This is a genomic window from Clostridium sp. LY3-2 (assembly GCF_024705715.1).
Classification (GTDB): domain Bacteria; phylum Bacillota; class Clostridia; order Clostridiales; family Clostridiaceae; genus Clostridium.
The window spans coordinates 73,138-88,805 of record NZ_JAMDLQ010000028.1 but is presented as its reverse complement, the minus strand read 5'-3'; the positions used below and the strand labels follow the sequence as shown (position 1 = coordinate 88,805).

Annotated in this window: 14 protein-coding genes; 2 read left to right on the top strand and 12 right to left on the bottom strand. The window is 28.0% G+C overall.

The genetic code is table 11. From position 1 onward, the window contains the following. The 8 genes from pyrB to M4I33_RS09675 all read right to left on the bottom strand — a co-directional run. The coding region (pyrB, locus tag M4I33_RS09710; RefSeq protein WP_257916599.1) for an aspartate carbamoyltransferase at positions 1-643 on the bottom strand (643 nt) is incomplete at its 3' end. Between the two features lie 332 nt (positions 644-975). After that, positions 976-1,995, bottom strand: a complete 1,020-nt coding sequence (gene splB / locus M4I33_RS09705) for a spore photoproduct lyase (RefSeq protein ID WP_257916598.1) — start codon at positions 1,993-1,995, stop codon at positions 976-978. 140 nt (positions 1,996-2,135) lie between these two features. Beyond that, positions 2,136-3,323: an acetate/propionate family kinase gene (locus M4I33_RS09700; RefSeq protein WP_257916597.1), complete on the bottom strand. Its 1,188-nt coding sequence runs from the start codon at positions 3,321-3,323 to the stop codon at positions 2,136-2,138. Positions 3,324-3,682: 359 nt separating this feature from the next. Next, the gene (locus tag M4I33_RS09695; protein WP_257916596.1) at positions 3,683-4,372 is read right to left on the bottom strand and encodes a putative ABC transporter permease; all 690 of its coding nucleotides are present in this window, start codon (positions 4,370-4,372) and stop codon (positions 3,683-3,685) included. A gap of 307 nt (positions 4,373-4,679) precedes the next feature. Beyond that, a complete protein-coding gene (locus M4I33_RS09690; RefSeq protein ID WP_257916595.1) occupies positions 4,680-4,877 on the bottom strand; it encodes an alpha/beta-type small acid-soluble spore protein in 198 nt (65 codons plus the stop codon). Between the two features lie 252 nt (positions 4,878-5,129). Beyond that, complete coding sequence (locus M4I33_RS09685; protein WP_257916594.1) at positions 5,130-5,348, bottom strand: alpha/beta-type small acid-soluble spore protein; 219 nt, start codon at positions 5,346-5,348, stop codon at positions 5,130-5,132. Positions 5,349-5,563: 215 nt separating this feature from the next. Next, positions 5,564-6,343: a serine hydrolase gene (locus tag M4I33_RS09680; RefSeq protein ID WP_257916593.1), complete on the bottom strand. Its 780-nt coding sequence runs from the start codon at positions 6,341-6,343 to the stop codon at positions 5,564-5,566. A 172-nt stretch (positions 6,344-6,515) separates the two neighbouring features. Beyond that, positions 6,516-7,616 (bottom strand): 6-phosphofructokinase, encoded by a 1,101-nt coding sequence (locus M4I33_RS09675; protein ID WP_257916592.1) that lies wholly within the window; start codon positions 7,614-7,616, stop codon positions 6,516-6,518. Positions 7,617-8,043: 427 nt separating this feature from the next. Here M4I33_RS09675 and M4I33_RS09670 point away from each other — a divergent pair, with 427 nt between their 5' ends. After that, positions 8,044-8,859: a hypothetical protein gene (locus M4I33_RS09670; RefSeq protein WP_257916591.1), complete on the top strand. Its 816-nt coding sequence runs from the start codon at positions 8,044-8,046 to the stop codon at positions 8,857-8,859. Positions 8,860-9,135: 276 nt separating this feature from the next. Here the strand turns inward: M4I33_RS09670 and M4I33_RS09665 are convergent, their stop codons facing one another. The 4 genes from M4I33_RS09665 to M4I33_RS09650 form a co-directional block, all read right to left on the bottom strand. Then, entirely contained in the window at positions 9,136-9,999 is an 864-nt protein-coding gene (locus M4I33_RS09665) for an undecaprenyl-diphosphate phosphatase (RefSeq protein ID WP_257916590.1), read from the bottom strand. A 90-nt stretch (positions 10,000-10,089) separates the two neighbouring features. Continuing rightward, the gene (locus M4I33_RS09660) at positions 10,090-11,235 is read right to left on the bottom strand and encodes a hypothetical protein (RefSeq protein ID WP_257916589.1); all 1,146 of its coding nucleotides are present in this window, start codon (positions 11,233-11,235) and stop codon (positions 10,090-10,092) included. A 103-nt stretch (positions 11,236-11,338) separates the two neighbouring features. Further along, positions 11,339-12,316, bottom strand: coding sequence for a type I phosphomannose isomerase catalytic subunit (locus tag M4I33_RS09655; protein ID WP_257916588.1), 978 nt, complete (start codon positions 12,314-12,316; stop codon positions 11,339-11,341). A gap of 29 nt (positions 12,317-12,345) precedes the next feature. Continuing rightward, the gene (locus M4I33_RS09650) at positions 12,346-14,076 is read right to left on the bottom strand and encodes a lipopolysaccharide assembly protein LapB (protein ID WP_257916587.1); all 1,731 of its coding nucleotides are present in this window, start codon (positions 14,074-14,076) and stop codon (positions 12,346-12,348) included. 225 nt (positions 14,077-14,301) lie between these two features. Between M4I33_RS09650 and M4I33_RS09645 the strand changes: the two genes are divergently transcribed. Further along, positions 14,302-15,660: a Mur ligase family protein gene (locus tag M4I33_RS09645; RefSeq protein ID WP_257916586.1), complete on the top strand. Its 1,359-nt coding sequence runs from the start codon at positions 14,302-14,304 to the stop codon at positions 15,658-15,660. The last annotated feature ends 8 nt before the right edge of the window (positions 15,661-15,668 follow it).

Below are 15,668 nucleotides of genomic sequence, written 5' to 3'. Positions count from 1 at the left end.
CAAGCTTTTCTACTTCTTTGAATTTGATATTGTTTTTAACTAATATCTCTTCTCTTATATATTCTGGAATTCTAAGTTCTTTTGGTGATATTAAAACAAATTCATTTCCTTCGTATCTTGCCATTGCTTTTATTAGTGAATGAACTGTTCTTCCGTATTTTAAGTCTCCGCAAATTCCTATGACTTTATTTTTTAAGTCACCTTTTAATTCTTTTATTGTAAGTAGATCTGTTAAAGTTTGAGTTGGATGTTGATGCCCTCCATCACCTGCGTTTATTACTGGTGAATTTGAATATAGACTTGCTACTCTAGCTGATCCTTCTTTTGGATGTCTCATTGCAATAATATCTGAATAGATAGATACCATTGTAATTGTATCTGCTAAAGTTTCTCCTTTTGAGGCTGATGTTGAATTAGGTTCTGAGAACCCTAAGACGCTACCACCTAGTTTCATCATAGCTGATTCAAAGCTGAATCTAGTTCTTGTGCTAGGCTCGTAAAATAGAGTTGCTAGGATTTTATTATCACAGATGTGACTAAACTCCTTTGGATTTTTAATGATTTTTTCTGCTAAAGTGAATACTTCGTTTAGCTCCTCTAAACTAAAGTCACTTGGGTCGATTAAATGTCTGTCTTTTAACATAATAATATCACTCCTTCTTAACCTCTCTGTGTTAAAATTAAAGGGAAGTCTTATTTTAGTATAAAAAAAATACCATTCCTGTATTTTTGCTAACGGAAGGTATAGTTAATCTACTATATAATATATCTTCCTTATTGATCTCTCTGGATCAAATTAAAGGTTATCTTTGCATAAGAATAACACGGTATTTGCTTCTATGTCAATACAAATAATCTAAGTTGTTTGTAATTTTTAGCAAATGCTATTTTAGTATAATATTTTTTACTTTTTTTGTATTTATACCCATATATTTTTATAAAAATAATAGAAGCCTAAAAAGACTCCTATTATATTTATATAATATAAAGAATTTCGTAGTTATTAAATATTTTTGATATCTCGTCTTTAAAAAATTCTTTTATTTCTTTTAAATCTTCTTTTTTGTATAAATATTTCCCGTATCCAAACTGACCGAACTTAAAACTTCTTAATTCTTCATTCATAGGAAGGTTATTGTTTTCGTACACTTCGTTTATTATTTCCTTTGCGCGAAGAGTATACCTATGAGATATTATTTCAAAGGTTATTTTTTCATCGTAATCTTTTATCTCTTCTTTTATTTTAAGTAAAAGATTTTTATAATCTTCTTTAAAGTTTTCATAGATAAACACAGGTGCTATAACGTAGCCAATCTTATATCCTGCATCTAATACTTTTTTACTAGCTTTTATTCTCTTTTCTAAACTAGCTGTCTTGTTTTCATATTGATTTATTATCTTTTCTGTATTTAAAGTAAATCTTATTTCTGTATGTCCATTATGATTTAAAGATAGTAGAGAATCTACAAAGTTATACTTAGTTACAAACCTAAACCTTCCAAACTCCTCTTTAGAAAAAAACTCTATAGTTTTAGATAGAATTTTTGTATAAGGCTCTACTGGAAGGGGGTCAGAAGTTGCAGCACCTTCAAAAATCGTAATCTCAGGTTTTCTTTCGTTTATATACTCTTTAGCCTTATCTAAAATATCAGAAATATTTACATTAACCTTAATATAAGGTTTATCGCTTAAATTAGTATTTAAATAACAATACTCACATTCACCCATACAACCACTTAAAAGGGGTAATTGATAGTTAGCTGAAGGCTTGCAGCTTTGAAACTTTCCTTTTCCTTTTACACCTAAGACTAAAGTCTTTTTTCCATTAAAAAAATATTCTTTTGTGTTTTCTCCTTTGATATATTCTTTTATTCTATTATTACTAGATTTTATAATCTCTATATTTTTGTCTTCTTTAAATTTCTCATAAACTTCTTTTCCTATATCGTAGTCTAAAGCACCCTTATTAAAAATAATCCTATTTGGTATAAACATTAAATTCACCTCAAAATTATTTTTTCTCTAAAGATGATTTTTATTCATAAAGCTATTTAATATAATAAAAATTCTCTCCTCTTTAATTAAAAGAAAAAAGGCATAGAAAGAGTAACCTTCCAATGCCTTTAATTTTAAAGTTAAATTAATTTTTTAGTATCTTTTGCAATCATAAGTTCTTCGTTAGTTGGAATTACAAATGCCTTAACTTTAGATTTCTCTGTAGTTATCTCTGCAATTTTTCCCCTAACTTTATTTTTTTCTTTATCTAATTCTAATCCTAAGAACTCAAAGCCCTTTAAGCACTCTTCTCTAGTTTCAGGTGAGTTTTCTCCAACTCCTGCTGTAAAGATTATTGCATCAACTCCACCCATATTAGCAATAAGTGCACCTATCTCTGCTCTTATTCTATAATGGAAGATATCTAAAGCAAGCTTAGCTCTTTCATTTCCGTTTTCAGCAGCTTCTTCTATATCTCTAAAATCAGAACTTACTCCAGAGATTCCTAAGACCCCTGATTTTTTATTTAATATATCACTAACTTCTTCCATTTTGTACCCACAATCAGTTATTAAAAATGGAATTATAGATGGGTCTATATTTCCACATCTAGTTCCCATAGGAACTCCAGCTAAAGGAGTGAATCCCATAGTAGTGTCCATACTCTTTCCATCTTTTATAGCTGCAAGGCTTGCACCGTTTCCTAAGTGACAGCTAACGATTTTTAAATCTTTTAAATCTTTACCTAAAACTTCAGCTAATTTGTTTGAAACATATTTATGAGATGTTCCGTGGAACCCGTATTTTCTTATTTTATTATTTTTGTATAAATTATAGTCTATTGCATATATAAAACTTTCTGGTTTTAAAGTTTGATGAAATGCTGTATCAAATACTGCAACCATAGGAACGTTTGGCATATGTTTTTGACAAGATTTAATTCCTATTATGTTAGCAGGGTTATGAAGTGGTGCTAAATTACTTATTTCAGTTAAATAATCTATTACACTTTCGTCAATTAAAACAGATTCGTTATACTTTTCTCCTCCGTGAACTACTCTATGCCCTACAGCTGTAATTTCAGTCATATCTTCTATAACTCCGTGAGTCTTATCTGTAAGTGCTTTAATAACTTCGTTTATTGCATCATTATGGTCTTTTATTTCTGCGTCTACAATATATTTTTCTCCGTTAACTTTTTGAACTAGTCTAGAGGCATCAAGCCCTATTCTTTCTACTAATCCATCAGCTATAGCTTCTTCTGTTTCTATATTCATTAATCTATACTTTAATGATGAACTTCCACAATTAATTATAAGTATTTTCATTTTTGTAACCTCCCAAACAAAACATGCTTAAAAACATTATATAAATTAAATGTAAACAAGCAGACCTTTTTAAAATAATATTTCTTTATAGTATCAATATTGTAAACGTTCACTTTTACAATGTCAACAATTTTCTGACAATTTATATATTAAAAAGATTTATTTTGTAAATTTTATTATAATAATTTATTAACTTCTGAATTATTTACAAAAAGAGGCTGTTTTATACATATTTTATGCAATTAAACAATTTATCCAAATTAAAATTATCTTCTCTATTCTATAATCAAAATATATAAATTTACTTAAAAAAATAATCCTAATCTTTTTAGTGAATAAAAAGATTAGGATTATTTTAATTAATTATCATTTTGATTTTTAGTTTGATCTACACTCTTATCCTTATTTAAGAAAATCATATTAGGATAAACTTTTTCCATATAAGAATTCGGATAATGCTTATCTAAAAATCTATCAATTGAAGTAGTTGCCTTTACTCCATCTATTCTTTGAACTTCTCTTCTAATTGCAAGCATTGATAATGTAATATTTGGTATCATAAATACTACAAATATTATAGACCAAACCTTTACAGTTCTTTCTTTAAAGTGGTTTATAATTTTTTGAAACAAAGGAAAAATCTCTTTTACAAAAAATAATCCAAGAATTCCCCAGAAGAAACAATATTCAATACTTGTTCTTCCACCTCCTATACTAATGCTTTTACTACTATAAACCCAAGATACAGTACCTGTAGTTAATTGTTGAAACCAAGAACAACTCCACTCAAAAACCCCGCCAATAACGGCACTTAATAAGAAAATAATAAATCCGTCTTTGTGCATTACTTTATATAAAAGCAACGTTAAAACTACACAACCTACTCCGTACACTGGACTAATAGGACCATATAAAACACCTTGTCTACTTTCAAAGTATCCATTTTTTATATAGCACCAAAGCATTTCTACGCAATAGCCTCCAACTGAACCTATCATAAATATCCAAATCAACCTGTAGATATTTATTTCACTTTTAAAGTTCTTCATTTAATCACCTACCTTCTAACATTCAAAATATACCATTTCTTTAAGTCTTATTTCAAAACTACAATTTAATATTTTGTAAATGTATGCTAGAAGATTAGTTTTTATGATTTTTATTATATCTCTTTAGTTTTGGAATTAATTTTTCTAATTAATCTTTTTCCTTATCAAACCTAATTTGTTCACCTAAAATCCGTAAAGCAAATCTTCATAAAATCTCCCATTTTTATATATGCATATTTATAAAATATGAAAATTAACAAAAGACGCCTAAAATTTAAGGCGTCTTAGAAATATCTAAATATTGTTATTACTTAAGATCTTGTTCGTAGCTTTCAACCATTCTTTTAACCATTTCTCCACCAACGCTACCATTTTGTTTTGAAGTTAAATCACCTTTATATTCTTTTTCATAATTTGGCATTCCCATCTCGTGTGCTACTTCGTTTTTAAGGTTATTTAACCCTGATTTTGCTTCTGGTACAACTGGTTTATTATTTGTAGTCATATCAATCTCCTCCTAAAATAACTTATTTTGTTCGAACATTAATAGCTTATCCTTTATTAATATATATACTCTTGTAAATTTTTCTACTTTAGTAAATTATAAATAATTTATTATTTTAGATACTACTATTTATAATTGTTCTTTAAATAAAATGTATAAAAATTAATAGAAGGTAGAAAATAATCAAATCATTTTCTACCTTCTATTAATTTTGTTTTAAATCATTCTAACATAATGAAATAAATATAAATTTTATTTCATGCTGTTTTCGTAATTTTCAACCATTCTTTTAACCATTTCTCCACCAACGCTACCGTTTTGTTTTGAACTTAAATCACCTTTGTTTAAGTGTTCGTAATCTTGTAATCCCATTTCAGATGCTACTTCGTTTCTGAATTGGTTTAACCCTGCTTTTGCTTCTGGTACTAATGCTTTATTACTTCTGTTTGAATTACTTTTTTCTGCTTTCATTTCAAATTCCTCCTAAAGGTTAATTAATTATTTGTTCGAACAATAATATCTTAACCACATTCAAACATAATACACGTGTAAATACTGGCTAATTTAGATAATACTACTTGCCTATCTAAATTTATATAAATCAAATAATTTATAATATAAAAAAGCTACCCCTTATAAAAATTTAGTAATTCAAACTAATCTTTATAAATAAGGTAGCTTAATCTTTAATGCCAGTTATTCATCACATTATCCCACATCATCTTGCCGCATTTAGCTAATGTTACCGTTCCGTAAACACTGTTTGGAATAGACATAGATAAAACTGTAAAAACGAAATTTCCTTTTGAAAGTTGTATTAGTTCTGTGTCGTTTTCCACTCCAGTTTTGTCTCCAGTTTTACTTGAAATTTCGTATTTTAAGTCGTCTGGAATGTAAAGTGCTAATTTGTTTTTAATCTGTTGCCTTCTTAAGATGTCTACAAGCATAGTACTGTTTTCTGCACTAAGATATGTAGCATTATAAAGATGATTCCAAATTCTAGATAAATCCCTAGCTGATGTTATGTTTTCAACATCTATTTTTCCATTTCTCTCATCTGTAGTTTTTCTATTTAATACTGTATTTTTAAGTCCCATCTCTTTTATAACTTCGTTAATTCTATCTTTTCCAACTATATCTATTATTTTATTTGCTGCAGTGTTATCACTTTGAATAAGCATTGCAACTAAAAGTTCAAAGATTGTGTATTCTCTTTCGTTAAATTCGTGAATAATTCCAGTTCCATAAACTTTATCATTTGCATCTATTTTTATTTTATCAATGAAAGAAACCTTACCTTCTTCGACTTCTTTTATAATTGATATAGCTATCGGTAATTTCATACAACCAGCTGCTACCATTTCAACGTTTTCATTATACCCATACACGAAACCGCTTGATAAATCTTCAAAAAAGAATCCATAAGTCCCAATCCTTGATTCTAAGTATTTTTTAATCTCTTTCATAATACCCCTCCAGCTTTCAAATTAAACTTTACCGTAAGAAAATTATACCATATTTTGAGAATATTTAGAAGTGTCTGAAAACTTTACTTTGCCATTTTTACTTATTATATGATATTTATCATTTATATATACAAAAAGCTATAAAAGGCGTTGAGCCCTTTATAGCTTTATATTAATCTCCGAATGAAATCCCAATACTTTTTGCTACTTTAACAAGCTCACAATTAGGGTCAACGTTCTTAGTTTTTTGGCCTATAACGTTCTCTAAACTATCAAAAGAAATAGTATCTCCTTTTAGACAAACCATATTACCAAAGGCTTTTGCTTCAATTAGCTCTACTGCTGCAACCCCGTATCTTGTAGAAAGAATCCTATCAAAAGTTGAAGTGATTCCCCCTCTTTGAATATGTCCTAAAACCGTGCACCTAACTTCATGATTTTTTATTCTTCTTTCTAAATCATCAGCTAATTTATTTCCAATTCCTCCAAGCCTTATAGGGTCTGGGCTATCGTGAACTATTTTAGAAACTACAACTTCTCCGTCTTTTTCTTTAGCGCCTTCTGCAACAACTATTATAGTAAATAATTTTCCTTCAGCTTTTCTCTCTTCCACTTTATCTACTATACTTTCGATATTATATGGAATTTCAGGAAGTAATATAACATCTGCTGAACCTGCTATTCCAGACTCTAAAGCTATCCAACCTGCACCTCTTCCCATAACTTCACAAACCATTATTCTGTGATGAGATTCAGCTGTAGTATGAAGTCTATCTAAAGCTTCTGTTGCTACTCCTATAGCTGTATTAAATCCAAATGTTACATCAGTTGAAGCTAAATCGTTGTCTATTGTTTTAGGAACTCCAATAACATTAACTCCCTTTCTTGAAAAATCTCTAGCAGATGTAAGAGTTCCATCTCCTCCAATTACAACTAAAACATCAACGCCTTCTTTTTTTAAGTTTTCAACAGCAACGTCTGAAACGTCTTTTTTAATAAATTTTCCATCCTCTTCAACTGTATAATCAAATAGATTATCTTTATTTGAACTATAAAGAATAGTTCCACCTCTGTGAAGAATTCCTGAAACTGTTTCAAGTGTTAAAGGGACAAAATCGTTATTGTATAGCCCGCGATATCCAAATTTATATCCAATAACTTCATATCCATAATTTAATATTGCAGTTCTAGTAACTGCTCTTATTACTGCATTAAGGCCAGGGCAATCCCCACCACCTGTAAGTAATGCAATCTTTTTTATTTTTTTTGTCATCTTAAAATCCCCCTCTACTGATCTTTGAACTTTCTAATTAAAACTTCTTTTAATAATTAACAATCAAATTTTCTGTAGTATTTTAAGGCTTTTTTAACTTCTAACACCATTTCTTCACAAAACGTTTAAATTAATTTAAGTTTATCATATTAAAGTAAATTATGGAATATTTTTCTTGATTTTATTTTCTTTTATTTATTATATTTACATAAGGTGTATTGTAGAATTAATAATTTAACTTTTACGTTTTCTATATGCACTATTTTAAACTAGCAAGCACTCATACATCACAACAGTAATTTTAATTTCCTCTACAACATTGTTTTGCTTCTTTGTTGGTATTTTACTAAAATCATCTGAATAAAGCCTATATTTTATGTCCATAATCAAAATAACTAAAAAAATCAAAATTTTTCGAGGTGAGATTATGGTACATACAGGGACTTGTCCCCATTGTAATTCAAAACGCTTTATAAAATACGGTAAATATAGATGCGTCCAAAGGTATCAATGTAAGGGTTGTCTTAAAACCTTTAATGAAGGAACTGGACTTGTCTGGCATAACACTAGAAAAAGTGTTGATCTTTGGGATAAATATACTCGTCTTATGCTATCTGGCTCTACTATAAGAGATTGTGCCTATAGATTAAACATATGTATTGAGACATCTTTTAGATGGCGACATAAAATACTAAAACATATCGGAACTTATACTGATTCTAGAAGAACTCATGTAGTTACCGCTATGAGACATACTAAATTCTTAGAAAACTTTAAGGGGCAAAAGACTCCCCCCGTTTGCACTATTACTAGAAGAAAAAATATATTCGTAGCTACAACTATTAATAAAAATAATTACTCTCTAGCTAAGATATCCTTTGACTCTATGAGCCCTACAAAGGAATCTATAGAGAATTTATTAAATGATTTTAATCCTGTATTTAATACTTATTTCCTGCCAGGAAAAGATAGATTTTCTTATCTTATATCAAAGAAATTAAACTATGCTCTTCATAAAAAGAAGGAATTAGAAATTTCTAAAGAAGAAAGCGAAATTTTACTTAGTAATTGTTCTGATTTTATATTGAATTTAAGAAGATGGCTTAGAAAATTTAGAAGCGTTGCTACAAAATATCTACAAGTTTATTTAAATTGGTTTGTTTATGTTTACGAAGGATCCTATGAAAAACATACTATTTTATCTAACTTAATAAGCTCTATTTTTTGTGTAAAAGTAATTTAGTTTTGCTTTTACTTTAATCCTAATATAAGTATATTTCGATAGCTTGTCCTTAGCGTAACTACTTGTCTACCATGCTTAATTTTATAGTTTGTCTAAATAATTTTTACTTGTCCAAAATTACAAAAATTTCATCATATATAGCGAAAATCCCTTGTACCAATAATATATCGTAACAATTGTGTAGTTTTTTCTTAAAACTATTACCTTTATATCTTATGCTGCTACTAAAAAAATAAGCTTAGCTAAATTAATAGCTAAGCTTTAAAATTCTTAATTTTAAACTATTGCAGGTAAATGTATAATTCCAGCAAATACTAATATTGCTAAAAGTATACCCATTACAATTCTGTAAACTGCAAATACTCTCATAGGTCTCTTCTTTAAGAAAGCTACAAATTTTTCCATTACTACTAATGAAACTATAAATGCAACTATAAATCCTACTATTAATGCTATCCATCTTGATGTATTCATCATTGAAAAATCAAAATTTAATAAATCCATTCCAGTTGAACCTACCATAGCTGGTATAGCTAAGAAGAATGAAAATTCAGCTGCAGCTGATGTTGAAAGTCCTGAAATCCAACCACCCATTATAGTTGAAGCACTTCTTGACATTCCAGGCCACATTGAAAAACATTGTGCAATACCAATTATTAATGATTCTTTGTAAGTAATTTGGTCAACATTTGTAGCTTTTGGTTTTCTTTTTCTAAAGATATTTTCAATAACTACAAGTAAAATACCACCTACTATAAATCCATATATAACTGCTACAGGTGTAAATAATTTTTTTATGCTAGAATAAAAAGTTAATCCACATATTAATGCTGGTATTGAACCTATAATTACATTAATTCCAAATCTAAAACCTGTTTTACCTTCTTTACCCCAAGTAAAGATGTATTTAAAAAATTCTACTACGCTTGTACTGATTTTTTTCCAATAAAGAACTACTACTGCAAGTATAGCCCCTAATTGAATTACTACAGTAAACATATCCGCAAATTCACCAGTAAAGTCTATTAAACTTCCAACTAAGATCATATGACCTGTTGACGAAACTGGTACGAACTCTGTAAGACCTTCTACTATAGCTATAATAATAGCTTTAAGTATTAAAATTAAGTCTATTCCCAAAATATTCTCACTCACTTTCAATTTTTTTCTAACTATTTAATTATAAATGTACAATAAAGACTTGTCTACTATAATCACTATACATAATCATTACTGTTTATCACGAATAATCTCTACTGAACTTTCTACATCTTTTCCATTTAAAGAAAGTTCTATGGTATTTACTCCTTCTTCGAATGTATATGTTTTATAATCTTCTATCTTTTCAAAACCTTTTCCATTTATATTTAGATAATAATCTTTAATTACACTTCCATTTTTAAAGGCATCTATTATGAATTCATACTTTTCTTTATTTTTTTCTTCTTCTGATTTATTTTCCTCTGGTTTGTTTTCAATAGATTTTTTCATAAAGATTAAGTAAGCTTTAGAATCATCTTTTTCCTTTTCACCAAAAGGCGATTTATCTAGTAGCTCTTTATTTTTTGTAAATACAGTTGGCGGAATATATGAACCGCTAGCTATAAAATCTACATCCTTATCTGATGTTACATAACAGATATAGCTATTACTGTATTTTCTATTTAAAGTATTATCAATAGGTATACTATAAGAAGAAAGATATTTTTTAAAATCTCTAATTTTCATATCTCCCTCTTCACCTTTAATATCAATAAAATCAACTTTACTTAAACCCTTAGCCGAAAGTAGATCTGTTGCTCCTTGAGGCTCTTTATCTTTAAATGGAATAGTTCCACTCATATAGTCTACCATAACCCATTTATTAAACTTAGGGCTCCAATATTCAACTACATAATATTCAGAACTAGTTTCAAATTGCGGATTTTCTTTTCTAAATACCCCTATTCTACTTTCATATCCTAAATTTAAGATTAAATCTCTTAAAATTATTGCACTATCTCTTTTTGATACTTTTTTCGATTCTCCTTTAGACCTTAAAATATCATAACCATTTACATATTTAGTGTTTACTACATCATCAGGTGAAATAATAGTTTTTAAAATTTCTGTTGTTTTTAAAACCTTATTTATTTCACTATCTTCTTTACTAGCTATCTCAGATACTTTATAAAGATTTCCAAGTCTAAGTAACTTTTCATTTAAACTTAATGATTTTCTAAGTGGTTCGTAAAATAGCTCTATACTTTTTCCTTCATAAAAGTTATTCCATTTTACAATTCTAAGTCCTCTATTTTTTCCGTAGCTTAAAAAATAAAACAAAACAAGTCCAATTATAATTAAAAGCAGTATTACTTTTTTAAATATCCCCTTCATACTATTACCTCTATTTCTAATTTTATATATTTAATTATCGCAAAATATTAAGAAAGCTAAATAGATTTAACCTATTTAGCTTTTTATTTAAGTTTATTTATAATTAAAATAATATTGGGCTTACTATTTCTTCTTTTTCTTTTAAAAGGTCTGGCACGTAACTTTTTAATAAAGTAAATTCACCCTTTAAAGTATATTCTCCAAGATATGCTGGTATTAAGAAACTATCTCCAAATTTAATATCTAAAGTAGTTCCGTTAGCTTCTATTTTTCCTTCTCCATCTACGCAAGTGAAAAGATAAAATCTATCTTTATCGCTACTTTCAGTAACAGTCTCTTTTACTTCGTATTTTTGAATTGTGAAAAATTCACTTAAGCAAAGAATAGTTTTATCAAAACCTTCTTTGTGTATAGTTACTCCTTTTATGTTTTCTCCCTTTAAAGAAAAATCAATTACATCTAACGCTTTTTCTACGTGTATCTCTCTTCCTCTATTATAATCATAAACTCTATAAGTTGTATCACTGCTTTGTTGAATTTCAGCTATAGTAACTCCTTCACAGATTGCGTGAACTAAGCCACTTTTTACGTAGAACATGTCACCTTTTTTAACAGGTATTTTATTTAAATATGGATCTAAATCTGAAAGTTCTATCGCTTTTTTAAATGTTTCCTTATCGCAGTTTTTAGTTCCAACTATTAATGAAGCGTTAGGTTCTGCATCAACTACATACCAAGCTTCTGTCTTTCCTAAATCATTTTCTATTTTTTTTGCATATTCATCATCTGGGTGAACTTGTACTGATAATTTATCATCTGCTGTTATAAGTTTTATTAAAAGTGGGAATGTTTCTTTATCCATCTTATCCCCAACAACTTCATTTCCATATTTTTTTATAAGTTCACTAAAGCTCATTCCTTTTAGTTCACCATTTTCGATTATTCCAGTACCATTTCTATGACAAGCAATATCCCAAGACTCACCAATAACTCCGCTTGGCATGTTGTCTCTAAATTTTTCAAGTCCTCTTCCTCCCCATATTCTCTCGTAGTATAAATTTTCAAATTTAATTGGGTACATCTTAAAATTCTCCTTTTCTAGTCAATTCTTTATCTTATTAATTTTAAATTAGTTATCTCTATTAAATTAGAATCCTCATCACTATATAAATCATATTCACTTTTAATTTCACTATAATTACTATCTACTATAGCTTTTAAGATTAAATCGTTAGAATCTTTTGATAGCTCATATGCTTTTTTAATATTTTCCATAGCTCGAGTTATATTTTTTTCATATTTTCCATAATAATAAGCTGCATTATTTAAAGTAGTTATATTATCATTGTCTATCGCGTAAGCTTTTCTTATATATTCTATACCTTTATCACCTTTTTCAAAAGTAAAATATATACATCCTAATGCGTTTAAATAATCAGTATTATCTTTATCAAATTCTATTGCTTTTTCCATATTTTTTATAGCTAAATCTTTTTCTTCACGTTTTTCATTTAAAATAGCTAAATTATAAAAAGTTTTGCTATCTTTATTTGCAATTTTGCTTAACAAGAAGAAGTACTTATAAGAAACTTCACTTTCTTGCATCTCATTTATATAATAATTTGCTGTGTTTTCTATCAATATGCAATTAAAAGGCTCATAATAAAGTCCGCGTCTAAAGTAAGGTGCTAATAATTTATAATTTTTACTATCTTTAAATGTTATTATTTTAGGAAAAAGATTTGCATAAATATTTCCGTAGTCTTCCTTAAGTTCTAAGGCTTTTTTTCCATATTCTAATGATTTTTTAAGATTTTTAGCTTTTAAATAATATTCACTTAAAACATAACATCCACCATAATTATCTCCGTGATCATTTAAAACGTCTGTAATAATTTTATCTACAGTTTGATCCTCTTTATAGTAATCTAAAGCTTCTAAAAGCATTTTTTCTTCTATAAGACTTTTGTTCTCTCTTTTAGATAATTTCTCTATATTCTTTTTAAAGTCTATATTATTTAAAAATTCATATCTCTCTACTAAAAGGCTTGATACTTTATCATTTCTCTTTTTTGAGATATTTACTAAATCTATCCCTGAAATCCTAATTCCATTATCAATAGAATCTAATATTCTAATATTATTATTATCTAAATCATAAGCTTTATTTAGCGCTGTAAGGGCAGTTTCGTAGTCTTTAACTAAAAAATATAACTCTGCCTTTTTAGAAAGCTTATAAGAATCTTCATTTTCCTTTCCATAATCTCTTAATATTTCTTTTGCTGAATTAATATCATCTTTGTACACATACGAAACAATAAGAGTTTCTCTTAACCTATCATTTATAGGCTCATTAGTTAAAAAATCTTCTCCATACTCTATGGATTTATCTACTTCACCATTTAAAAGATATGTGAAGCTAATGTAATTTCCTAAAACCTTATCTTCTTCTTGATATTTTGCCTTACCGTATTTTGTAATAGCATCGTTTCTCTTTCTATAAGCATTAGAAAGCTTTACATTAGAATTTAACATCTCTCCCTTTAAAGATGCTATCTCCGCTTCTTTTACAGTCCAAATAGGCCAGTCCTCTTTTTCCCCTTTTTCAGCATACTCCTTTAAAGCTAAATCATAGTTTGCACTATAATAAGAAGCCTCGTTTGGATTTAGTTTGATATCTAAATCTACTGGCTTTTTAACTAGCGTTTTAACTGTAATGCTCACAGCTAAGGCAAATAAACATGTTCCTCCAATAATCAATATGTCTTCAATGAAAGGTCTTTTACTTACAAACTTTTTGTAGGACTCCTTTAGAGCTTCTCCCCCCTTAAGCTTACCCATACTATTCTCCCCTTTACATTTTGTTATTTAATTGTTTACACTTTTTAATTTTATCAAATTAATTTCTAAAAATCCACTTTATTACAAAAGTAAAATTTAATACTTAATTTATTTTTAATTGAAAGCCTTTATGATATGATGTAATATAATATTTGTGTATTTAGGAAAATAAAATTTTGTTTAAAAAATTTATATATGTCTATAATTTAGAATAAACTTAAGGCGGTGAGTACTATTAATATAAAATCAATTATAAGTATTTTATCTAGTAAATTCGTACTATTCCTTTCAAAGCATATTCTTAAAGGTGGAAGTACTTTCCCAGGAAGAGTTGCTTTAAAGCTAGATAATAAAATACTTCAAACAGTTTCAAAAGGATATAAAGTAATATTAGTAACAGGTACTAACGGAAAAACTACTACAACTAGTATGATTACTAACATTTTAAAAGAAGCAGGTTGTAACGTTATTACAAACAGTACAGGTGCTAACCTTTTCCCAGGTATAGTAGCTTGTTTTGTAGACAACTTCAAGTTCAACAACAAACCTAGAAATAGATATGCTGTTATAGAAGTCGATGAAGCTAACGTAAAATTTATAACTGAATACATAGAACCTGAACTATTAACTGTAACTAACCTTTTTAGAGATCAGTTAGATAGATATGGTGAAGTTTATACAACTTTAACAAAAATATTAGAAGGAGTTAAAAAATCTCCTAAAACTACATTAGTATTAAATGGTGATGAATCTTTACTAGGTAAATTAGATTTACCTAACCCTACTGTGTTTTATGGATTTAACGTTCCAGTTCAAAAGGATTCAAAAATCGATGTAAACTCTGATTCAAAGTTTTGCAAGTTTTGTAAATCTCCATATAGCTACAACTACATAACATTTAATCACTTAGGTGATTTTTATTGCCCAAGCTGTGGTTATAAAAGAGAAGAACTTAAATACTCAGTAAATAAAATAGTAAACCAAACTCCTGAAGAGTCAGAAGTTATAATAAATAATACACCTATAACTATAAGTCAATCTGGTGTTTACAATATCTATAATGGTCTTTGTGCGTATTCAATCGCTAAAGAACTTGGTGTTTCAGATTCAGTTATAAACGAATCTTTAGGTAACCAAGATTCAAGCTTTGGAAGACAAGAACAAATAAAAATAGATGGCAAAAAAGCTAAAATAATTTTAGTTAAAAACCCAGCTGGATACAACCAAGCACTTGATACATTATGCTTAAATGATGATGAATTTTCAGCATTATTTATGTTAAATGATAATTATGCTGACGGTAGAGACGTATCTTGGATTTGGGATGTTGACTTTGAAAAATTAAAGAATTTAAAAATAAATGATGTATTTATTTCAGGAATGAGAATGTATGATATGGCAGTAAGATTAAAAACCGCTGGATTAGATTCTAATAAATTCATAATAGAAGAAGATTATGAAAAACTAACAGAAAAGATTAAAAACTCTAAAGATGATAATATCTATATACTAGCTACTTACACTGCAATGATTAATTATAGAAAATATCTTCATTCTAAAGGTTACATCAAAAAACTATGGTAAAGGAGAAA